General features: G+C 61.9%; 21 protein-coding genes and 1 pseudogene. 19 read left to right on the forward strand and 3 right to left on the reverse strand.

Annotated features, from left to right (window positions below; all coding sequences use genetic code 11):
- Positions 1 to 77 precede the first annotated feature (77 nt).
- The 9 genes from argS to C5F70_RS22660 all read left to right on the forward strand — a co-directional run bounded on the left by argS (position 78) and on the right by C5F70_RS22660 (position 10579).
- Complete coding sequence (gene argS / locus C5F70_RS22620) at positions 78 to 1814, forward strand: arginine--tRNA ligase (RefSeq protein WP_017849869.1); 1737 nt, start codon at positions 78 to 80, stop codon at positions 1812 to 1814.
- A gap of 1 nt (position 1815) precedes the next feature.
- Positions 1816 to 2517 carry an SPOR domain-containing protein gene (locus C5F70_RS22625; RefSeq protein WP_017849870.1) on the forward strand — a complete coding sequence of 234 codons (702 nt, stop codon included), beginning with the start codon at positions 1816 to 1818 and terminating at the stop codon, positions 2515 to 2517.
- Between the two features lie 272 nt (positions 2518 to 2789).
- Complete coding sequence (gene hslV / locus C5F70_RS22630; RefSeq protein ID WP_010563201.1) at positions 2790 to 3320, forward strand: ATP-dependent protease subunit HslV; 531 nt, start codon at positions 2790 to 2792, stop codon at positions 3318 to 3320.
- A gap of 38 nt (positions 3321 to 3358) precedes the next feature.
- Positions 3359 to 4696 (forward strand): ATP-dependent protease ATPase subunit HslU, encoded by a 1338-nt coding sequence (hslU, locus tag C5F70_RS22635; RefSeq protein WP_017849871.1) that lies wholly within the window; start codon positions 3359 to 3361, stop codon positions 4694 to 4696.
- A 147-nt stretch (positions 4697 to 4843) separates the two neighbouring features.
- Positions 4844 to 5221: a gamma-butyrobetaine hydroxylase-like domain-containing protein gene (locus C5F70_RS22640; RefSeq protein WP_046490835.1), complete on the forward strand. Its 378-nt coding sequence runs from the start codon at positions 4844 to 4846 to the stop codon at positions 5219 to 5221.
- Positions 5222 to 5470: 249 nt separating this feature from the next.
- Entirely contained in the window at positions 5471 to 7150 is a 1680-nt protein-coding gene (gene phaC, locus C5F70_RS22645) for a class II poly(R)-hydroxyalkanoic acid synthase (protein ID WP_104904086.1), read from the forward strand.
- Positions 7151 to 7313: 163 nt separating this feature from the next.
- Positions 7314 to 8159: a poly(3-hydroxyalkanoate) depolymerase gene (gene phaZ, locus C5F70_RS22650; protein WP_017849874.1), complete on the forward strand. Its 846-nt coding sequence runs from the start codon at positions 7314 to 7316 to the stop codon at positions 8157 to 8159.
- Positions 8160 to 8247: 88 nt separating this feature from the next.
- Complete coding sequence (phaC, locus tag C5F70_RS22655) at positions 8248 to 9930, forward strand: class II poly(R)-hydroxyalkanoic acid synthase (protein WP_104904087.1); 1683 nt, start codon at positions 8248 to 8250, stop codon at positions 9928 to 9930.
- 28 nt (positions 9931 to 9958) lie between these two features.
- Positions 9959 to 10579 (forward strand): TetR/AcrR family transcriptional regulator, encoded by a 621-nt coding sequence (locus C5F70_RS22660; protein ID WP_017849876.1) that lies wholly within the window; start codon positions 9959 to 9961, stop codon positions 10577 to 10579.
- A 113-nt stretch (positions 10580 to 10692) separates the two neighbouring features.
- Here the strand turns inward: C5F70_RS22660 and C5F70_RS22665 are convergent, their stop codons facing one another.
- From C5F70_RS22665 to C5F70_RS22675, 3 genes are all read right to left on the reverse strand, one after another.
- Complete coding sequence (locus C5F70_RS22665) at positions 10693 to 11562, reverse strand: phasin family protein (protein WP_017849877.1); 870 nt, start codon at positions 11560 to 11562, stop codon at positions 10693 to 10695.
- A gap of 12 nt (positions 11563 to 11574) precedes the next feature.
- Positions 11575 to 11997: a phasin family protein gene (locus tag C5F70_RS22670; protein ID WP_046384976.1), complete on the reverse strand. Its 423-nt coding sequence runs from the start codon at positions 11995 to 11997 to the stop codon at positions 11575 to 11577.
- 104 nt (positions 11998 to 12101) lie between these two features.
- Entirely contained in the window at positions 12102 to 12377 is a 276-nt protein-coding gene (locus C5F70_RS22675) for a polyhydroxyalkanoic acid system family protein (RefSeq protein WP_017849879.1), read from the reverse strand.
- A gap of 144 nt (positions 12378 to 12521) precedes the next feature.
- Here C5F70_RS22675 and ubiE point away from each other — a divergent pair, with 144 nt between their 5' ends.
- From ubiE to C5F70_RS31630, 10 genes and pseudogenes are all read left to right on the forward strand, one after another.
- Positions 12522 to 13292 carry a bifunctional demethylmenaquinone methyltransferase/2-methoxy-6-polyprenyl-1,4-benzoquinol methylase UbiE gene (gene ubiE, locus C5F70_RS22680; RefSeq protein ID WP_017849881.1) on the forward strand — a complete coding sequence of 257 codons (771 nt, stop codon included), beginning with the start codon at positions 12522 to 12524 and terminating at the stop codon, positions 13290 to 13292.
- Positions 13292 to 13915 carry an SCP2 domain-containing protein gene (locus tag C5F70_RS22685; protein WP_104904088.1) on the forward strand — a complete coding sequence of 208 codons (624 nt, stop codon included), beginning with the start codon at positions 13292 to 13294 and terminating at the stop codon, positions 13913 to 13915. The genes ubiE and C5F70_RS22685 overlap by 1 nt, the downstream gene beginning before the upstream one ends.
- Positions 13912 to 15516, forward strand: a complete 1605-nt coding sequence (gene ubiB / locus C5F70_RS22690; protein WP_104904089.1) for a ubiquinone biosynthesis regulatory protein kinase UbiB — start codon at positions 13912 to 13914, stop codon at positions 15514 to 15516. The genes C5F70_RS22685 and ubiB overlap by 4 nt, the downstream gene beginning before the upstream one ends.
- Before the next feature lie 41 nt (positions 15517 to 15557).
- Positions 15558 to 15950 (forward strand): phosphoribosyl-AMP cyclohydrolase, encoded by a 393-nt coding sequence (hisI, locus tag C5F70_RS22695; RefSeq protein WP_017849884.1) that lies wholly within the window; start codon positions 15558 to 15560, stop codon positions 15948 to 15950.
- 2 nt (positions 15951 to 15952) lie between these two features.
- Positions 15953 to 16285, forward strand: a complete 333-nt coding sequence (locus tag C5F70_RS22700; protein ID WP_017849885.1) for a phosphoribosyl-ATP diphosphatase — start codon at positions 15953 to 15955, stop codon at positions 16283 to 16285.
- Between the two features lie 25 nt (positions 16286 to 16310).
- On the forward strand, positions 16311 to 16589 hold the full coding sequence (locus tag C5F70_RS22705; RefSeq protein ID WP_017849886.1) for a twin-arginine translocase TatA/TatE family subunit: 279 nt from the start codon (positions 16311 to 16313) through the stop codon (positions 16587 to 16589).
- A gap of 10 nt (positions 16590 to 16599) precedes the next feature.
- A complete protein-coding gene (tatB, locus tag C5F70_RS22710; RefSeq protein ID WP_017849887.1) occupies positions 16600 to 17010 on the forward strand; it encodes a Sec-independent protein translocase protein TatB in 411 nt (136 codons plus the stop codon).
- Positions 17007 to 17801, forward strand: coding sequence for a twin-arginine translocase subunit TatC (gene tatC / locus C5F70_RS22715; protein WP_017849888.1), 795 nt, complete (start codon positions 17007 to 17009; stop codon positions 17799 to 17801). The genes tatB and tatC overlap by 4 nt, the downstream gene beginning before the upstream one ends.
- Positions 17798 to 18505, forward strand: coding sequence for a 16S rRNA (uracil(1498)-N(3))-methyltransferase (locus tag C5F70_RS22720; protein WP_046490843.1), 708 nt, complete (start codon positions 17798 to 17800; stop codon positions 18503 to 18505). Before tatC ends, C5F70_RS22720 begins: the two co-directional genes overlap by 4 nt.
- Positions 18506 to 18586: 81 nt before the next feature.
- Positions 18587 to 19597 (forward strand): annotated as a pseudogene (locus C5F70_RS31630) (methyl-accepting chemotaxis protein); the annotation flags it as partial.
- Positions 19598 to 19666: the final 69 nt, after the last annotated feature.

Here is a 19666-nt window from a genome sequence, read left to right on the forward strand (position 1 = left end):
CCGCCCTCGCCACGGATAATGCCCAGTTTTTCCACCTGCGCATCGCGCGCCACCGCTTGCGGTCGAAAGAGAACACCATGAAAGACACCATTCGCCAGCTGATCCAACAAGCCCTCACCCAACTCGTCAACGAAGGTGTGTTGCCTGAAGGCCTGACGCCGGCGATCCAGGTGGAAAACACCCGCGACAAGACCCACGGTGACTTCGCCAGCAACATCGCGATGATGCTGGCCAAGCCGGCCGGCATGAAGCCGCGCGACCTGGCGGAGAAAATCATCGCCGCGCTGCCGGCCGACCCGCAGGTGAGCAAGGCCGAAATCGCCGGCCCGGGCTTTATCAATGTCTTCCAGAACACCGAGGCCCTGGCTTCGCGCCTGGACGCGGCGCTGGCCGATGCCAAAATCGGCGTGCGCAAGGCCGGCCCTGCCGAGCGCGTGGCCATCGACCTGTCGGCGCCCAACCTGGCCAAAGAGATGCACGTCGGCCACCTGCGCTCGACCATCATCGGCGACGGCGTGGCGCGGGTGCTGGAGTTTCTCGGCGACACCGTGATCCGTCAGAACCACGTCGGTGACTGGGGCACCCAGTTCGGCATGCTGATGGCCTACCTGCAGGAAAACCCGATCACCAGCAACGAGCTGTCGGACCTGGAAAACTTCTACCGCGCCGCGAAGAAGCGTTTCGACGAATCCGAAGCGTTCGCCGACCGCGCCCGCGGCCTGGTGGTCAAGCTGCAAGCCGGCGACAAGGAATGCCTGGAGCTGTGGTCGCGTTTCCGCGATATCTCGCTGGCCCACTGCCAGCACATCTACGAACTGCTCAACGTCAAGTTGACCATGGCCGACGTCATGGGCGAAAGCGCCTACAACGACGACCTGATCAACGTGGTCAACGACCTCAAGGCCAAAGGCCTGCTGGTGGAAAGCAACGGCGCGCAGTGCGTGTTCCTCGAAGAATTCAAGACCGCCGAGGGCGAGCCGCTGCCGGTGATCATCGTCAAGGCCGATGGCGGCTACCTCTACGCCACCACCGACCTGGCCGCCGTGCGCTACCGCAGCGGCGTGCTCAAGGCGGATCGCGCGTTGTATTTCGTCGACCAGCGCCAGGCCCTGCACTTCCAGCAGGTGTTCGAAGTGGCGCGCCGCGCCGGTTTCGTCACGCACCCGATGCACATGGAACACATGGGCTTCGGCACCATGAACGGCGCCGACGGCCGCCCGTTCAAGACCCGCGACGGCGGCACCGTAAAACTGATCGACCTGCTGAACGAAGCCCAGGAACGTGCCTACAACCTGGTGAAGGAAAAGAACCCAGAGCTGGCGGACGCCGACCTGCGCAACATTGCCCGCGTGGTGGGCATTGGCGCGGTGAAATACGCCGACCTGTCCAAGCACCGCACCAGCGACTACAGCTTCAACTTCGAGCTGATGCTCAACTTCGAAGGCAACACCGCGCCGTACCTGCTGTACGCCTACACCCGCGTGGCCGGGGTGTTCCGCAAGCTGGGCAAGGACTTCAGCGAAGTGCAAGGGCAGATCGTATTGCAAGCGCCCCAGGAACAGGAACTGGGCGCCAAGCTGGCGCAGTTCGGCGAAGTGCTGAACAGCGTCGGTGAGAAAGGCACGCCGCACATCCTCTGCACCTACCTGTACGAAGTCGCCGGGCTGTTCTCCAGCTTCTACGAGAACTGCCCGATCCTCACCGCCGACGACGAAGCCCATAAGCAGAGTCGCCTGCGCCTCGCCGCACTGGCTGGACGGACCCTCAAGCAAGGCCTGGAACTGTTGGGCCTGGAAACTCTGGAGCGTATGTAAGTTGGCTGCCAAGAAAAAACCTGCACCCAAGCGCGGCGCCAGCCGCTACCAGGCACCGGCGAAGAAGCCCATTCCGGGCTGGTTGTGGATGGCCATCGGCCTCACGGTCGGCGCGTTTATCGTATTTCTGATGAAGCTGGACCCCGGCCAGGGCGATGACGTCAAACGGGTCAAACAGGAGCAGCAAAAAGCCACGAAAATGGCCGAGGCCAACAAGACCGCGCCAAGCCCGACCGCGCCGGTGAAGCCCAAGTACGACTTCTACACCCTGCTGCCGGAATCGGAAGTGATCGTGCCGCCCGACGCCGTGCCGGAGAAAACCCTGCCGACGCCGCAAGTACCGACCACGCCGGTCACCCCGGCGGAAGCGGCCAAAATCGACACGGCACGGGCCCAGGCCGCGCTGGCCGGGATCACCCCGCCGCCACCGCCGCCGGTTGCGACCACCAAGGCCGCGCCGGTGACCAAGTTCTTCCTGCAGGCGGGCTCGTTCCCGAAACAGGCGGACGCCGATCGCGTGCGTGCACAGATCATCCTGCTGGGCCAGGCGGTCACGGTGGAGTCCGGCACGGTGAAGGAGGCGACGTGGTATCGCGTGTTGGTGGGCCCGTTCAGCAACCGCGAGCAACTGACCGTGGCGCAGAAACAATTGGCCGGCGCGGGCTTTAGCAACCTGTTGTTACAACAGCGCCAGAGCCGCTGACCTAAAGCCAACACCAATCAAAATGTGGGAGGGGCGGTGCGACGATTCGACTTGCCCCCGATAGCGATAGATCAGTCAATATTTTCGGCGACTGATACACCGCGATCGGGGGCAAGCCCCCTCCCACATTGGTTTTGGGCGGTTCTCGAGAGGGTGTCAGACCAATAGACACCATTCGTCCGTACCAACCTCCCAAGGTTGAAATCATCCCCGCTACCCCCATATCAGTTCCCACCAGGGCATTTTCGCCCCGCTGCGTGGAGACTCTCCCCTTGACCACCATCGTTTCAGTACGTCGCCACGGCAAAGTCGTCATGGGCGGCGACGGCCAGGTTTCCCTTGGCAATACCGTGATGAAAGGCAACGCGAAGAAAGTGCGTCGCCTGTACCACGGCCAGGTGCTCGCAGGCTTTGCCGGCGCCACCGCAGACGCCTTCACCCTGTTCGAGCGTTTCGAAGGCCAGTTGGAAAAACACCAGGGCCACCTGGTTCGCGCCGCCGTCGAACTCGCCAAAGAATGGCGCACCGACCGCTCCCTCAGCCGCCTCGAAGCCATGCTGGCCGTCGCCAACAAAGACGCGTCGCTGATCATCACCGGTAACGGCGATGTGGTTGAGCCTGAACACGGCCTGATCGCCATGGGCTCCGGCGGTGGCTATGCCCAAGCGGCAGCCAGCGCACTGTTGAAGAAAACCGACCTGTCGGCCCGCGAAATCGTCGAAACCGCCCTGGGTATCGCTGGCGATATCTGCGTGTTCACCAACCACAACTTCACCATTGAGGAGCAGGACCTCGCCGAGTAAGCCGTAGGCTTATTCCCGCTTGAGGACCGCCAAACATTATGTCCATGACTCCCCGCGAAATCGTCCATGAACTCAATCGCCATATCATCGGCCAGGACGATGCCAAGCGCGCCGTTGCCATCGCGCTGCGTAACCGCTGGCGCCGGATGCAACTGCCGGAAGAACTGCGCGTTGAAGTAACGCCCAAGAACATCCTGATGATCGGCCCGACCGGCGTCGGTAAAACCGAAATCGCCCGGCGCCTGGCCAAGTTGGCCAATGCCCCGTTCATCAAGGTCGAAGCGACCAAGTTCACCGAAGTCGGCTACGTGGGCCGCGACGTCGAGTCGATCATTCGTGACCTGGCCGACGCTGCCTTGAAGCTGCTGCGCGAACAGGAAATGACCAAGGTCAGCCACCGCGCCGAAGACGCCGCCGAAGAACGTATCCTCGACGCCCTGCTGCCACCGGCGCGCATGGGTTTCAACGAAGAAGCCGCGCCAGCCTCGGACTCCAACACCCGCCAGCTGTTCCGCAAACGCCTGCGTGAAGGCCAGCTGGACGACAAGGAAATCGAGATCGAAGTCGCCGAAATGTCCGGCGTCGACATCTCCGCGCCGCCCGGCATGGAAGAAATGACCAGCCAGTTGCAGAACCTGTTCGCCAACATGGGCAAGGGCAAGAAGAAAAGCCGCAAGCTCAAGGTCAAGGAAGCGCTGAAACTGGTGCGCGACGAAGAAGCCGGGCGCCTGGTGAACGAGGAAGAACTCAAGGCCAAGGCTCTGGAAGCAGTCGAGCAGCATGGCATCGTGTTTATCGATGAGATCGACAAGGTGGCCAAGCGCGGTAACTCCGGTGGCGTCGACGTGTCCCGCGAGGGCGTACAGCGCGACCTGCTGCCGCTGATCGAAGGCTGCACCGTCAACACCAAGCTGGGCATGGTCAAGACCGACCACATCCTGTTTATCGCCTCCGGTGCGTTCCACCTGAGCAAGCCAAGCGACCTGGTGCCGGAGCTGCAAGGCCGCCTGCCGATTCGCGTGGAGCTCAAGGCGCTGACCCCGGGCGACTTCGAACGCATCCTCAGCGAGCCGCATGCCTCGCTCACCGAGCAATACCGCGAGCTGCTGAAAACCGAAGGCCTCGCCATCGAGTTCCTGCCGGACGGCATCAAGCGCCTGGCGGAAATCGCCTGGCAGGTCAACGAGAAGACCGAGAACATCGGCGCCCGTCGCCTGCACACCTTGCTGGAGCGCCTGCTCGAGGAAGTGTCGTTCAGCGCCGGCGACCTGGCCGGTGCGCAGAATGGCGAAGCCATCCAGATCGACGCCGCCTACGTCAACAGCCACTTGGGCGAATTGGCGCAGAACGAAGATCTGTCTCGCTATATCCTGTAAGCCTCACACAGCACTGCTTTGCTTCAATGTGGGAGGGGGCTTGCCCCCGATAGCGGTCGGTCAGACAGATGTATGCTGACTGACACACCGCCATCGGGAGCAAGCCCCCTCCCACATTTTGAAGCCGGTTTATTCAGGATCTCATCAATGTCGAAATTTCCTACTGCTGTAAACCTGCACAAAACCTCCAACACCCTCGGCCTCACCTACGGGCCCGACGAGGCCTACCAGTTGCCCGCCGAATTCCTGCGGGTACATTCGCCTTCCGCCGAAGTCCAGGGCCACGGCAAACCGATCCTGCAATTCGGCAAGCTCAACGTGCGCTTGAGCAAGATCGAACCGGCCGGTCAATACGCACTGAAATTGATCTTCGACGACGGACACGACAGCGGATTGTTCACCTGGGACTACCTCTACCAACTGGCCGTGCGTCAGGACGCGCTGTGGGCCGATTACCTCGCCGAACTCAAAGCAGCCGGAAAAACCCGCGACCCGGATCAGTCAGTCGTGCGGCTGATGCTCTAGTCCAGGCTTCTTGCGCTTTAGAGGGCATTTTCTAATTCCATCTGCTTGAATGCCCACTCCTGTGGCCAACGATTGGCCCGCTTGCGAAAAAAATTAAACTCGGGTAACCAATGGAACTGGCAAGTTCCCTGCATTTGACGATGCGGTATCAACGGTCACCCGAGTCGCAGTACCTGGCTTGTGTTGTGTATCGAAACGTGGTGCGCAGCGGTACCCGGTACTCGTCTTTCGGACAATGGAGCGTCGTAGATGAGTAACAAGAATAACGATGACTTGAAACGCCAGGCCTCGGAAAACACCTTGGGGCTGAACCCGATCATCGCGTTACGTAAAAAGGACTTATTGGCCTCGGCGAAGATGGTGCTGAGCCAAGCCATCAGACAACCGTTGCACAGCGTCAAGCATGTTGCCCACTTTGGCGTCGAATTGAAAAATGTGATGTTCGGCAAGTCCGCGCTGGTGCCCGAAAGCGATGACCGTCGCTTTCACGACCCGGCCTGGAGCCAGAACCCACTCTACAAGCGTTACCTGCAAACCTACCTGGCGTGGCGCAAGGAACTGCACGACTGGATCGGTGACAGCAACCTGTCGGAACAGGACATCAGCCGCGGTCACTTCGTGATCAACCTGATGACCGAAGCCATGGCCCCCTCCAACACGGCGGCCAACCCGGCGGCGGTCAAGCGCTTCTTTGAAACCGGCGGCAAAAGCCTGCTCGACGGCCTGTCCCACCTGGCCAAGGACATGGTTCACAACGGCGGCATGCCGAGCCAGGTCAACATGGGCGCGTTTGAGGTCGGCAAGTCCCTGGGCACCAGCGAAGGTTCGGTGGTGTTTCGCAATGACGTGCTGGAGCTGATCCAGTACAAGCCGATCACCGAACAGGTCCACGAACGCCCGCTGCTGGTGGTGCCGCCGCAGATCAACAAATTCTATGTCTTCGACCTGAGCCCGGATAAGAGCCTGGCGCGCTTCTGCCTGCGCAACGGCCAGCAGACGTTTATCGTCAGCTGGCGCAACCCGACCAAGGCCCAGCGCGAGTGGGGCCTGTCGACCTATATCGAGGCGCTCAAGGAAGCGGTCGATGTGGTCACCGTGATTACCGGCAGTCAAGACATCAACATGCTCGGCGCCTGCTCCGGCGGCATCACCTGCACCGCCCTGCTCGGCCACTACGCGGCGCTGGGGGAGAAGAAGGTCAACGCCCTGACCCTGCTGGTGAGCGTGCTGGACACCACCCTGGACACCCAGGTGGCGCTGTTCGTCGACGAGCAGACGCTGGAAGCGGCCAAGCGCCACTCCTACCAGGCCGGCGTGCTGGAAGGCCGCGACATGGCCAAGGTGTTTGCCTGGATGCGCCCCAACGACCTGATCTGGAACTACTGGGTCAACAACTACCTGCTGGGCAACGAGCCGCCGGTGTTCGACATCCTGTTCTGGAACAACGACACCACGCGCTTGCCGGCGGCATTCCACGGCGACCTGATCGAACTGTTCAAGAACAACCCGCTGGTGCGCGCCAATGCCCTGGAAGTGTGCGGCACGCCGATCGACCTCAAGCAGGTCACAGCCGATATCTACTCATTGGCCGGCACCAACGACCACATCACGCCGTGGCAGTCCTGCTACAAGTCGGCGCAGCTGTTTGGCGGCAAGGTGGAGTTTGTGCTGTCGAGCAGCGGGCATATCCAGAGCATCCTCAACCCGCCGGGCAACCCCAAGGCGCGCTACCAGACCAGCGACGGCCTGGCGGGCAAGCCGCTGGAATGGCAGGAAAATGCGACCAAGCACACCGACTCGTGGTGGTTGCATTGGCAGGCGTGGCAGGCGGAGCGGGCGGGCAAGTTGAAGAAGGCACCGACGACATTAGGCAATAAAACCTACGCCGCAGCCGAAGCGGCACCGGGTACCTATGTGCATGAACGCTAGAGCACACTTTTTCGGGATTGAAATGAGATCAAATGTGGGAGGGAGCTTGCTTCCGATAGCGGTGTATCAGTCACCAGATCCATTGACTGACCGAACGTCATCGGGAGCAAGCCCCGTCCCACACTGACCTCACTCGGACTGCAATACTTCACAGGGCTTGAGCATGCCGCAACCGTTCATCTTCCGCACCATCGACCTGGATGGCCAGACCATCCGCACGGCGGTACGCCCGGGCAAGTCGCACTTGACGCCACTGCTGATCTTCAACGGCATCGGCGCCAACCTCGAGCTGGTGTTTCCGTTCGTCCAGGCCCTGGACCCGGACCTGGAAGTGATCGCCTTCGATGTGCCGGGCGTGGGCGGCTCGTCGACACCCAAGCGGCCGTATCGCTTTCCCGGCCTGGCCAAGCTCACCGCGCGGATGCTCGATTACCTGGACTACGGCCAGGTGAATGCGGTGGGCGTGTCCTGGGGCGGCGCGTTGGCGCAGCAGTTTGCCTACGACTACCCGGAGCGCTGCAAGAAGCTGATTCTCGCCGCGACCGCCGCCGGTGCGGTGATGGTGCCGGGCAAGCCGAAAGTGCTGTGGCTGATGGCGAGCCCGCGGCGCTATATCCAGCCGTCTCACGTGGTGCGTATTGCACCGATGATTTATGGCGGTTCGTTCCGCCGCGATTCGAACCTGGCCGCCGAACACGCGAGCAAAGTGCGCTCGGCCGGCAAGCTGGGTTACTACTGGCAACTGTTCGCCGGGCTGGGCTGGACCAGCATCCACTGGCTGCACAAGATCCGTCAGCCGACCCTGGTGCTGGCCGGGGACGACGACCCGCTGATCCCGCTGATCAACATGCGGATGCTCGCCTGGCGCATTCCCAACGCACAACTGCACATCATCGATGATGGCCACCTGTTCCTGATCACTCGCGCCGAAGCCGTGGCGCCGATCATCATGAAATTTCTCGAGGAGGAGCGCCTGCGCGCGGTGATTCATCCCCGTCCGGCGGTGTAAGGACCACACCGCCGCGCAACTTGCCGAGAACCGACTATGGTTCTGAATTGGCGTGCCTGTTGATGACTTGACGAAGGAGTGTTGGCTCATGCGAGAACGACCCGTGACGAACCCGGCGCCCACCCCTGCCGTGTTCATCAATGCGCAAAATGCGATCACCGGCCTGCGCGGCCGGGACTTGCTGTCGACCCTGCGCAGCGTCGCCGCCCACGGCTTGCGCAACCCGGTGCATACCGCTCGTCATGCCCTGGCCCTGGGCGGTCAATTGGGGCGCGTGCTGCTGGGCGAAACCGTGCATGAACCCAACCCCCACGACAGCCGCTTCATCGACCCGACCTGGGCCCTCAACCCGCTGTACCGACGCAGCCTGCAGGCGTACCTGAGCTGGCAGAAGCAAACCCGCAGCTGGATCGATGACAGCACCCTGAGCGCCGATGACCGCGCCCGCGCGCACTTCGCGTTCACCCTGATCAACGATGCGGTATCGCCCTCCAACACCTTGCTCAACCCGTTGGCCATCAAGGAACTGCTCAACTCCGGCGGTAACAGCGTGGTGCGCGGCGTGAGCAACCTGTTCGAAGACATGCTGCACAACAACGGCCTGCCGCGCCAGGTCAGCAAGCACGCCTTTGAAGTGGGCAAGACCGTCGCCACCACGCCAGGCTCGGTGGTGTTTCGCAATGAACTGCTGGAGCTGATCCAGTACAAGCCCATGAGCGAAAAGCAGTACGCCAAGCCCCTGTTGATCGTGCCGCCGCAAATCAACAAGTACTACATCTTCGACCTGAGCCCGGCCAACAGCTTCGTGCAGTACGCCCTGAAAAACAGCCTGCAGACCTTCATCGTCAGCTGGCGCAACCCGGATGTGCGCCACCGCGAATGGGGCCTGTCCACCTACGTGGCCGCGCTGGAGGAAGCACTCAACGTCTGCCGCGCAATCACCGGCGCCCGCGAGGTCAACCTGATGGGCGCCTGTGCCGGCGGCCTGACCATCGCCGCGCTGCAAGGCCACCTGCAAGCCAAGCGCCAGTTGCGCCGCGTCGCCAGCGCCAGCTATCTGGTGAGCCTGCTCGACAGCCAGATCGACAGCCCCGCCACCCTGTTCGCCGACGAGCAAACCCTGGAAGCCGCCAAGCGCCGCTCCTACCAGCAAGGCGTGCTGGACGGTCGCGACATGGCCAAGGTATTTGCCTGGATGCGCCCCAACGACCTGATCTGGAACTACTGGATCAATAACTACCTGCTGGGCAAGGAACCGCCGGCCTTCGACATCCTGTACTGGAACAACGACAACACGCGCCTACCCGCCGCCCTGCATGGCGACCTGCTGGACTTCTTCAAACACAACCCGCTGAGCCATCCCGGTGGCCTGGAAGTGTGCGGCACGCCCATCGACTTGCAGAAGGTCACGGTGGACAGCTTCAGCGTGGCCGGGATCAACGACCACATCACGCCATGGGACGCGGTGTACCGCTCCACGCAGTTGCTGGGCGGCGAGCGGCGCTTCGTGCTGTCCAACAGCGGGCATATCCAGAGCATCCTCAACCCGCCGGGCAACCCCAAGGCCAACTACGTCGAGAACCTCAAGCTGAGCAGCGACCCACGCGCCTGGTACTACGACGCCAGCCACGTCGAAGGCAGCTGGTGGCCCGAGTGGCTGGCGTGGATTCAAGCGCGCTCGGGCGTACAACGCGAAACCCTCACCGCCCTGGGCAACCAGAATTACCCACCGATGGAAGCAGCGCCAGGCACATACGTGCGGGTCCGCTGAGCTCAACGATCCTATTTAAGAAGACCGGATGAAAACCCGCGACCGTATCCTTGAATGTGCCCTGCTGTTGTTCAACCACAAGGGCGAACCGAACGTGTCGACCATGGAGGTGGCCAATGAAATGGGGATCAGCCCCGGCAATCTCTACTACCACTTCCATGGCAAGGAACCGCTGGTGCTCGGGCTGTTCGAGCGTTTCCAGAGTGAGCTGGCGCCCCTGCTCGACCCACCGCCGGGCGCGCAACTGGAGGCCCAGGATTACTGGCTGTTCCTGCACCTGATCGTCGAGCGCATGGCCCATTACCGGTTCCTGTTCCAGGACCTGTCGAACCTGGCGGGACGCCTGCCGAAACTGGCAAGGGGCATTCGCCACCTGCTCACGGCGCTCAAGCGCACCCTGGCGTCATTACTCGCACGGCTGCAGGCGGCGGGGCAGTTGGTCAGCAGCACCCAGGCGCTGGGCCAGTTGGTGGAGCAGATCACCATGACCCTGCTGTTTTCCCTGGACTACCAACGCATTCTCGACCGTGAAGGCGAGGTGCAGGTGGTGGTCTACCAGATCATGATGCTGGTCGCGCCGCACCTGTTGCCAGCGGCGCGGGAAACCACGGAGCGCCTGGCGCTGCGCTATATGGACGATCCGGGTTAAACGTGTGCCTTACAGGCACTGCGCGAGAACCGTGCGGCAATCGAATGGACTGACCGATCATAAAAACGCCCGACCTTCACAGGCCGGGCGTTTTTTCAGGTGCCCCGAAAAGATCAGGACTGACTGGATGGCGTCGGGGTTACCGATGCGGCAGTCGGTGCAGGCGCAGCGGTCGGCGCGGCTGCCGAGTTGGCGCTGGAAGCGGCGAGTGCCGCAGGCGCAGGCTTGGCGGCCACGGCCGGCTTCGCTGCTGCGGGCTTTTTCGCGGCGACCGGCTTCTTCGCGGCGGCAGGTTTGGCCGCTGCAGGTTTGGCGGCGACCGCTTTAGCGGCGGGTTTGGCAGCAGGCTTGGCAGCGGCTTTAGCGGCCACTGGTTTAGCGGCAGGTTTGGCCGCAGGTTTGGCCGCTGCAACTTTCGCCGCTGGCTTGGCCGCAGGTTTAGCCACGGCTTTGGCTGGCGCTTTGGCCGCAGGTTTGGCAGCCGGCTTGGCGGCGGCTTTGACCAGTGGCTTGGCGGCCGTTTTCGCAGCCGGTTTGGCGGCAGCGGTTTTAGCGGCAGGCTTGGACGCAGCAGCCTTCACCGGGGCGACTTTGGCACCGGTGAGTTTTTCGATTTGTTTGGTCAGGGTCTCGACCTTGCTGTGCAGTGCTTTCACTTCAGCACGGCTGGGTACGCCCAGTCGCGAAATCGCACTGTTAAGGCGCTTGTCGAAAGTTTCTTCCAACTTGTTCCAAGTCTCGGAAATGCTCGACTTGGCGGAACCGGCGCTGGCCTTGGCCGCATCGACTTTTTTACCCACGGTGCTTTTGGTCAACTTCTCGGCCTTCTCGCCGTCTTTAACCAACGTCTCGAAGAGTTTGCTGCCGTCACTGTCGATCTTCGAGTAAACGCCTAAACCAGCCAGCCAGATCTTGCGGGAATATTCTTCAACTTTCCCGACCCACGAGCTGCCTTCTTTCTGAGTAGTCTTTTTAACAGCCATCCCGATGTCTCCTTAGTGTTTACGCGCGACACGTTCGAGCAATGCCGTCAGCTCTTCGAGCTTAGCAGAGAGTGTCTCCACGTCATGTTTAGACGCAATGCCGATTCGATTCAAGGCACTTGCAACACGAGTGTCAAAAGCTTTTTCAACTTTATCCAGTTGAACTTCAACCCGGCCTTTGACGCTGGAGAGATTACTCTTTACTTGGTCAATCTGACTGTTGGCAGCATCAAGTTGTTCAACCGCAACTTTTTTACCTTTACTTTCAACATGTTGCCCGGTCTTTACCAGCTCTTTGAAGTACGCGCCACCCTCGTTTCCGACCCTGGCATAGGCGCCCAGGCCTGCCAGCCAGATCTTGCGGGCATAGGTTTTAACCTCGTCCAGGGCGTGGCTCGGGGCGTCGATTTTTTTCTTCAGGGTAACTTTGGCCATGGAACACCTCACGCAAAAAGGGTGGAGGAACGGCCCGCAGAAGTTGAGGGCTTGGGCACAAAGTAGGCAGAAAAATTAGAATCGGCACCCTAACAACAGTCGGATCAGGCCAAGGCTTTATCCAGGGCTTTCTCGATTTCAGTCTTGATGGTGCCACTCATGGCCGACATCAGCAGGCCCAGTTCCACATCGATACGCAACAGATCAGCGGCAACCTGCACCGTGCCTTTAACCCCCGAACGCTTGAGGTTCAACGTATCGCCAGACCACGAAGGCTCCAGGCCATATTGATCCTGGAGTTTCTGTGCCAGCTTCTCGGCCTTCGCCCGTGCGCCTTCTTTACCCAGGGTGTGTGCACGTTCAACAGTGATACGGGCCATTGCAACGACTCCTCTTTATAACGACTTGAACACCTGCCATGCGGCAAAAGGTCTCGGTGAGCACCTATCTTACCTTCAGCCTTGCCAAGACAAAGCAGGCCTTGGGGATTATCATGTCCCGCATTCTCTTTTGGTGACAGCGATATGACTGATCAGCGCAAAGGCAGCGATGCCGAACCCACCACTCACTTCGGCTTCAAGAACGTCCCGGAAAGCCAGAAAGCGCAGAAAGTCGCTGAAGTGTTCCACTCCGTTGCGGCCAAGTACGACCTGATGAACGACGTGCTGTCCGGCGGCATGCACCGCCTGTGGAAGCGCTTCACCATCGAATTGTCGGGCGTGCGTACCGGCAACCGTGTGCTGGACATCGCTGGCGGCACGGGCGACCTGGCGGCCAAGTTCTCCAAGCTGGTCGGCCCGACCGGCCAGGTGGTGCTGGCGGATATCAACGGCTCGATGCTCAAGGTCGGCCGCGATCGCCTGCTCGACAAAGGCGTGGCCGGCAATATCGAATTCGTCCAGGCCGATGCGGAAAAGCTGCCGTTCCCCGACAACCATTTCGACTGCGTGACCATCGCCTTCGGCCTGCGCAACGTGACCCACAAGGAAGACGCGATCCGCTCGATGCTGCGCGTGCTCAAGCCCGGTGGCCGGCTGTTGGTGCTGGAGTTCTCCAAGCCGACCAACGCGCTGATGTCCAAGGTCTACGACACCTACTCGTTCGCCTTCATGCCGTTGATGGGCAAGCTGATCACCAACGACGCCGAGAGCTATCGCTACCTGGCCGAATCGATCCGCATGCACCCCGACCAGGAAACCCTGAAGTCGATGATGGTGGACGCCGGTTTCGACCGCGTGACCTACCACAACATGACCTCGGGCATCGTCGCCCTGCACCGCGGCATCAAGCCCTGATGCTGTTCCAAGGCCTGCTCGCCAGCGTCGAACACGGCGTCAACCGCGTGCTGCGCCTGGACAGCACCGCCTTGGCGCGGCTGGCGCACTTGAACGGCAAGATCATCGCCGTCGACTGCACGAACCCCGCCTTGCAGCTGTTTATCCTGCCCAGCGACGAAGGCCTGTTGCTCGCGACCCATTGGGCCGCCGAGGCCGACTGCACCCTGCGTGCGCCGGCCTCGAGCCTGTTGCACCTGGCGCTGAGCCGCAACAAGACCGCCATCCTCCACGGCCCCGAAGTGGCGCTGGAAGGCGACAGCGCGGTGCTGATGGACCTGGCCGCCGTGCTGCAGGACCTGGAACTGGACTGGGAATACGAACTGTCGCGCTGGATCGGCCCCGTGCCCACCCAGTTGATCAGCGGCCACCTGCGCAGTCGCACGCGCTGGTACCAGCAGGGGTTCGCCAGCCTCAACCAGAACCTCGCCGAATACCTGAGCGAAGAATCGCGCACCCTGGTCGGACAACGGGAAGCGCAAGCGCGCTTTCGTGAACTCGACAAGGCCAAAATCGACCTGGAACGCCTTGAGGCCCGCTTCGAGCGCCTGAGCCGTTCCCTTGATCCAAGCGATAACGCATGAAGCTGCTCGCCGTCCGCCGTTTGTTCCGTATCCAGCGCGTCGTAATCCGCTACCGCCTTGATGACCTGCTGTTCGCCCTGCCGTTGCCGTGGTTCCTGCTTGCCGTGCGCTATGTGTTGCCGTGGCGCTGGTTCCCGCGCAAGCCGCTGGACCTGAGCCGTGGCGCGCGCCTGCGCCTGGCCTTGCAGGATCTGGGGCCGATCTTTATCAAGTTCGGGCAGATCCTCTCGACCCGTCGCGACCTGCTGCCCGAAGACATCGCCGACGAACTGATGCTGCTGCAGGACCGCGTGCCGCCGTTCGATTCGCAGCAGTCGATGAAGCTGATCGAAGAGCAGTTGGGCCGGAAGATCAGCGACGTGTTCAGCCGTTTCGACGTCGAGCCCCTGGCCTCGGCCTCGGTGGCGCAAGTGCATGCGGCGCAGCTCAAGACCGGCGAAGAAGTGGTGGTGAAGGTGATTCGCCCGGGCCTCAAGCCGATCATCGGCCAAGACCTGGCGTGGCTGTTCATTCTCGCCCGCGCCGCCGAACGCTTCTCCGCCGACGCGCGCCTGTTGCACCCGGTGGACGTGGTCGCCGACTACGAAAAAACCATCTACGACGAACTCGACCTGCTGCGCGAAGCGGCCAACGCCAGCCAGCTCAAGCGCAACTTTGAAGGCTCACCGCTGCTGTATGTGCCGCAAGTGTATTGGGACTGGTGCCGCCCGAAAGTGTTGGTGATGGAGCGCATCTACGGCGTGCAGGTCACCGACCTCGCGACCCTGGCCGACCAGCGCACCAACATGAAGATGCTCGCCGAGCGCGGCGTGGAGATCTTCTTCACCCAGGTGTTCCGCGACAGTTTCTTCCATGCCGACATGCACCCCGGCAATATCTTCGTCAGCACCCTCAACCCGTGGAGCCCGCAGTACATTGCGATCGACTGCGGCATCGTCGGCAGCCTGACCCCGGAAGACCAGGACTACCTGGCGCGCAACCTGTTCGCCTTCTTCAAGCGCGACTACCGCCGCGTGGCGCAGTTGCACATCGATTCGGGTTGGGTGCCGGCGGAAACCAAGCTCAACGAATTCGAAGCGGCGATCCGCACCGTGTGCGAGCCGATCTTCGAAAAACCGCTGAAAGACATTTCCTTCGGCCAGGTGCTGATGCGCCTGTTCCAGACCGCGCGGCGCTTCAATATGGAAGTGCAGCCGCAGTTGGTGCTGCTGCAGAAAACCCTGCTGAACATTGAAGGCCTGGGCCGCCAGCTGTACCCCGACCTCGACCTGTGGAACACCGCCCAGCCGTTCCTCGAACGCTGGATGCGCGAGCGGGTCAGCCCGAAAACCCTGCTGGGCAACCTGCAGAGCCAGGTGGAGCAACTGCCGCACCTGGCCAACATGACCCGCGACCTGCTGGAACGCATGTCCCAGCCCCACGCCAAAGACCCGACGCCGCCGTGGCACACGCGCAAGGACGACTGGTTCCTGCGCCTGCTGGGCGCCGCGCATCTGGTCGGCGGGGTGATGCTGGCTATCGGCGGGCCGCTGAATCAACTGGGCCACTGGCCGGCCGGCATCATAGTCGCCGTGGGTGTTTATCTGATCGTGCGTCGGTAGCCAATCCGGTTATACACTGTCGCAAATTGCCGGAGTCGAAGATGAAAGACTGGCTGGATGAGATCAAGTGGGACAGTGACGGCCTGGTGCCGGCCATTGCCCAGGACTACAAGACCGGGCGCGTGCTGATGATGGCCTGGATGAACCGCGAGGCCCTGAGCCTCACCGCCGCTGAGCAGCGCGCCATTTACTGGTCACGTTCGCGTGGCAAACTGTGGCGCAAGGGCGAAGAGTCCGGGCACGTGCAAACCCTGCACGAGATACGCCTGGACTGCGACGCCGACGTGGTGATCCTCAAGGTCGAGCAGATCGGCGGCATCGCCTGCCACACCGGCCGCCACAGTTGCTTCTATCGCGTGTTCGAGAACGGCGAGTGGAAGGTTGTGGAGCCGGTACTCAAAGACCCGCACGCCATTTATTCGGCAGGACACTGAACATGAGCGATACCCTGAACCGTGTGGCCCAGGTGCTGGAAGAGCGCAAAGGCGCGGATGCCGAAAGCTCCTACGTCGCCAGCCTGTACCACAAGGGCCTGAACAAGATCCTGGAAAAACTCGGCGAAGAATCCGTCGAGACCATCATCGCCGCCAAGGATGCCGAGATCAGCGGCGACTGCAGCGATGTGATCTACGAAACCGCCGACCTATGGTTCCACAGCCTGGTCATGCTCGCCCAACTGGGGCAGCATCCGCAGGCCGTGCTGGATGAACTGGACCGTCGCTTCGGCTTGTCCGGGCATGCCGAAAAGGCCTCGCGCCCGTCCGCCTGAATAACTTTTACAGAGGAATTGCAGCATGGGCATTTTTGACTGGAAACATTGGATCGTCATCTTGGTGGTGGTCGTTCTGGTATTTGGCACCAAGAAACTGAAAAACCTCGGCACCGACGTGGGCGAGTCGATCAAGGGCTTTCGCAAGGCCATGAACGACGACGAAAAACCCGCCGAACCCGCCGCCAACCCGGTGCCGCCGGCCCAACCGGTCCACCCGCAGGCGACCCAGCCGATCACCGAGCGTCGCACCTTCGACGTGCAGGCTGAAAAAGTCGAAGAGCCGATCCGCAAAGACTCGTGAGCACTGACTAATGTTTGGTATCAGCTTCTCTGAACTGCTGCTCGTCGGCCTCGTGGCCTTGCTGGTACTCGGGCCGGAACGCCTGCCCGGCGCCGCGCGCACGGCCGGTTTGTGGATCGGGCGTCTGAAACGCAGTTTCAACGCCATCAAACAGGAAGTTGAACGGGAAATCGGCGCCGACGAAATCCGCCGCCAACTGCACAACGAACACATCCTGTCGTTGGAGCAGGAGGCGCGCAATATTCTGACGCCGGTGCAGGAGCAGGCAAAGCCAGTGACACCGGTGGCCGAACACAGCATTGCGCCCACGCCCGTTGTTGAAGCAGCGCCCGCTACCCCGACCGCTCCAACCGAGCCAGCGCCGACGCCAACCGCGCCGCCCGCTCCCCATGACCCTACATTGCCGCCGCGAGCCCCATGAGCGCTGATAAACCGGAAAACGACCAGCACATGCCACTGGTCTCACACCTCACCGAGCTGCGTACCCGCCTGCTGCGTTGCGTGGCGGCGATCTTCGTGATCTTTGCCGGGCTGTTCGCCTTTACCCAGCAGATCTACACCTTCGTCTCCACGCCACTGCGCCATTACCTGCCGGCCGGCGCGACGATGATCGCCACCGACGTGTCGTCGCCGTTCCTGACGCCGTTGAAGCTGACGATGATGGTCTCGCTGTTCCTGGCGATCCCGGTGATCCTGCACCAGATCTGGGGGTTCATCGCCCCCGGCCTGTACAAGCATGAGAAGCGCATCGCGGTGCCGTTGCTGGTGTCGAGCATCCTGCTGTTCTACACCGGCATGGCGTTCGCTTACTTCCTGGTGTTCCCGCTGATCTTCAAATTCTTCGCCGCCGCCACCCCGGCCGGCGTGGAGATGATGACCGACATCACCAGCTACCTCGACTTCGTGATGACGCTGTTCTTCGCCTTCGGCGTGGCCTTCGAAATTCCGGTGGCCGTGGTGTTGCTGGTGTGGATCGGCGTGGTCAACGTGCAGTACCTGAAGAAGATCCGTCCCTACGTGGTCATCGGCTGCTTCGTGGTCGGCATGATCCTGACCCCGCCGGACATCTTCTCCCAGACCCTGCTGGCCGTGCCGATGTGGATGCTGTTCGAGATCGGCATCCTGTTCAGCAGCCTGATCACCAAGCGTGGCGAACACCCCGACGACCAAGCCGCCGACGACAACGACCAGCCGCCAGCGACCCAGCCGTGAACCTGTTGCTGCTTGAAGAGGCCGACTTTATCGCGGCCGACCGGGTGGTCCTGCGTGACCGGCGCCTGGTGCATATGCAGGACGTCCACCGCGCGACGGCGGGCGACAACCTGCGGGTCGGGCGTATCGGCGGGCTGATGGGCAATGCCCAAGTGCTGCGCCTGGAAGCCCACGAAGCCGAGCTGCAAGTGGCCTTCGACCTGCCGCCGCCGGCCAAACTGCCGCTGACCCTGCTGCTGGCCCTGCCACGCCCGAAAATGCTGCGCCGGGTGCTGCAGACCGTCGCCGCCATGGGCGTGCCGAAGGTCGTGCTGGTCAACAGCTACCGCGTGGAAAAGAGCTTCTGGCAAACCCCCTTCCTGGAGCCCGAGGCGATTCGCGAGCAATTGATCCTCGGCCTGGAACAGGCGCGCGACACAGTGCTGCCGGAAATCGTCATCGAAAAACGCTTCAAGCCCTTCGTCGAAGACCGCCTGCCCGCCATGACCGCAGGCACCCTCGGCCTGATCGGCCATCCCGGCGATTACCCGCCGTGCCCGCGCGGTCTGGACGAGCCGGTAACCCTGGCCATCGGCCCGGAAGGCGGCTGGATTCCCTATGAGGTAGACCTGCTGAGCAAGGCCGGCTTGCAACCGGTGCAACTGGGCGCGCGCATCCTGCGCGTGGAAACCGCCGTCACCGCCCTGCTCGCCCGGCTGTTCTAGCCAACCAATTCCTACAGATTCTTGCTGCGCTGCCGATAACCGTCGAATAAGTCCAAGCCTTGTTCCACGGGAGTTCGCAGCATGCATCGTTGGTTAGCCGAAAAGCTGGGGAATGTCAGCGTCAACCACAAACTGGGCGTAGGCTTTGGCCTGGTGTTGCTCCTCACCTTGTTGATCACCTTCACCGGCTGGACCGGCCTGGGCGATGTGGCCAGCCGCGGCGACAAACTGGGGTATATCTCCAGCCTCAATGTCTTGACCAAAGACCTGCGTATCGCCCGCCTGGACTATGAAATGCGCCGTGGCGAACAAGGCACGGCGGCCGTCAGCGAGCTGCTGAACCGCCTGGACAGCGGCATGAAGACCGCCCGCACGCTGATCGAACAACCTGCCGACATCGCCCTGATCGATGAGCAATTGGCCGCCGTGGAGCAATACAAGCGCGCATTCAGCGATATGGCGCAAGCCGGCGCAAGCCGCGAAGATGCGCGCAGCAAGCTGGGCAATACCGCCGACAATGCGGTGCTCAAGGTGACTGAAGTCGAGAAATCCCTGCTGCAAAGCGACAGCGTCACCCAGTTCAATAGCGTGGTCGACCTGAGCAAGCTGATCCAGCAAGCGCGCTTCCAGGTCCGCGGTTACACCTACAGCGGCAAGGTCGAGGCTGAGCAACCCGCGCTCGACGCCATCGACAACGCGCTGAAGAAGATCACTGAACTGCAAGGCTCATTGCAGGAGCAATACCAGGCCAACCTGCAGCAGGCCAGTGTCTCGCTGCAAGCCTATCGCGCCGCCGTCAGCCAGTTCCGCGATTCCCAGGTGGCCACCGCCGTCGCACTCAAAACCATGAGCGCGCAAGGCGATGTCCTGCTGAACCGCAGCGATAAACTGACGATTTCCCAGACCGCTGTGCGCGACACCGATGCCGCCCAGGCCAAGTACCTGCTCCTGCTGGCCACCGTGCTGGCATTGATCTTTGGCCTGGTGGCCGCCTGGGCGATCACGCGTCAGATCGTCATCCCGCTGAATCAGACCCTCAAGGTGGCCGAGCGCGTTGCCTCCGGCGACCTGAGCCACGACCTGACGTCCACGCGCCAGGACGAACTGGGCCAACTGCAACGGGCCATGCAAAGCATGACTGTAGGCCTGCGCGAATTGATC

The sequence above is a fragment of the Pseudomonas sp. LH1G9 genome (assembly GCF_002949975.1).
Lineage (GTDB): Bacteria > Pseudomonadota > Gammaproteobacteria > Pseudomonadales > Pseudomonadaceae > Aquipseudomonas > Aquipseudomonas veronii.

Coding starts and splice junctions, on each gene's coding strand:
- argS (WP_017849869.1), top strand. CDS start 78: ATGAAAGACACCATTCGCCAGCTGATCCAACAAGCCCTCACCCAACTC.
- hslU (WP_017849871.1), top strand. CDS start 3,359: ATGTCCATGACTCCCCGCGAAATCGTCCATGAACTCAATCGCCATATC.
- C5F70_RS22640 (WP_046490835.1), top strand. CDS start 4,844: ATGTCGAAATTTCCTACTGCTGTAAACCTGCACAAAACCTCCAACACC.
- phaC (WP_104904086.1), top strand. CDS start 5,471: ATGAGTAACAAGAATAACGATGACTTGAAACGCCAGGCCTCGGAAAAC.
- phaZ (WP_017849874.1), top strand. CDS start 7,314: ATGCCGCAACCGTTCATCTTCCGCACCATCGACCTGGATGGCCAGACC.
- phaC (WP_104904087.1), top strand. CDS start 8,248: ATGCGAGAACGACCCGTGACGAACCCGGCGCCCACCCCTGCCGTGTTC.
- C5F70_RS22660 (WP_017849876.1), top strand. CDS start 9,959: ATGAAAACCCGCGACCGTATCCTTGAATGTGCCCTGCTGTTGTTCAAC.
- C5F70_RS22665 (WP_017849877.1), bottom strand. CDS start 11,562: ATGGCTGTTAAAAAGACTACTCAGAAAGAAGGCAGCTCGTGGGTCGGG.
- C5F70_RS22670 (WP_046384976.1), bottom strand. CDS start 11,997: ATGGCCAAAGTTACCCTGAAGAAAAAAATCGACGCCCCGAGCCACGCC.
- C5F70_RS22675 (WP_017849879.1), bottom strand. CDS start 12,377: ATGGCCCGTATCACTGTTGAACGTGCACACACCCTGGGTAAAGAAGGC.
- ubiE (WP_017849881.1), top strand. CDS start 12,522: ATGACTGATCAGCGCAAAGGCAGCGATGCCGAACCCACCACTCACTTC.
- C5F70_RS22685 (WP_104904088.1), top strand. CDS start 13,292: ATGCTGTTCCAAGGCCTGCTCGCCAGCGTCGAACACGGCGTCAACCGC.
- ubiB (WP_104904089.1), top strand. CDS start 13,912: ATGAAGCTGCTCGCCGTCCGCCGTTTGTTCCGTATCCAGCGCGTCGTA.
- hisI (WP_017849884.1), top strand. CDS start 15,558: ATGAAAGACTGGCTGGATGAGATCAAGTGGGACAGTGACGGCCTGGTG.
- C5F70_RS22700 (WP_017849885.1), top strand. CDS start 15,953: ATGAGCGATACCCTGAACCGTGTGGCCCAGGTGCTGGAAGAGCGCAAA.
- C5F70_RS22705 (WP_017849886.1), top strand. CDS start 16,311: ATGGGCATTTTTGACTGGAAACATTGGATCGTCATCTTGGTGGTGGTC.
- tatB (WP_017849887.1), top strand. CDS start 16,600: ATGTTTGGTATCAGCTTCTCTGAACTGCTGCTCGTCGGCCTCGTGGCC.
- tatC (WP_017849888.1), top strand. CDS start 17,007: ATGAGCGCTGATAAACCGGAAAACGACCAGCACATGCCACTGGTCTCA.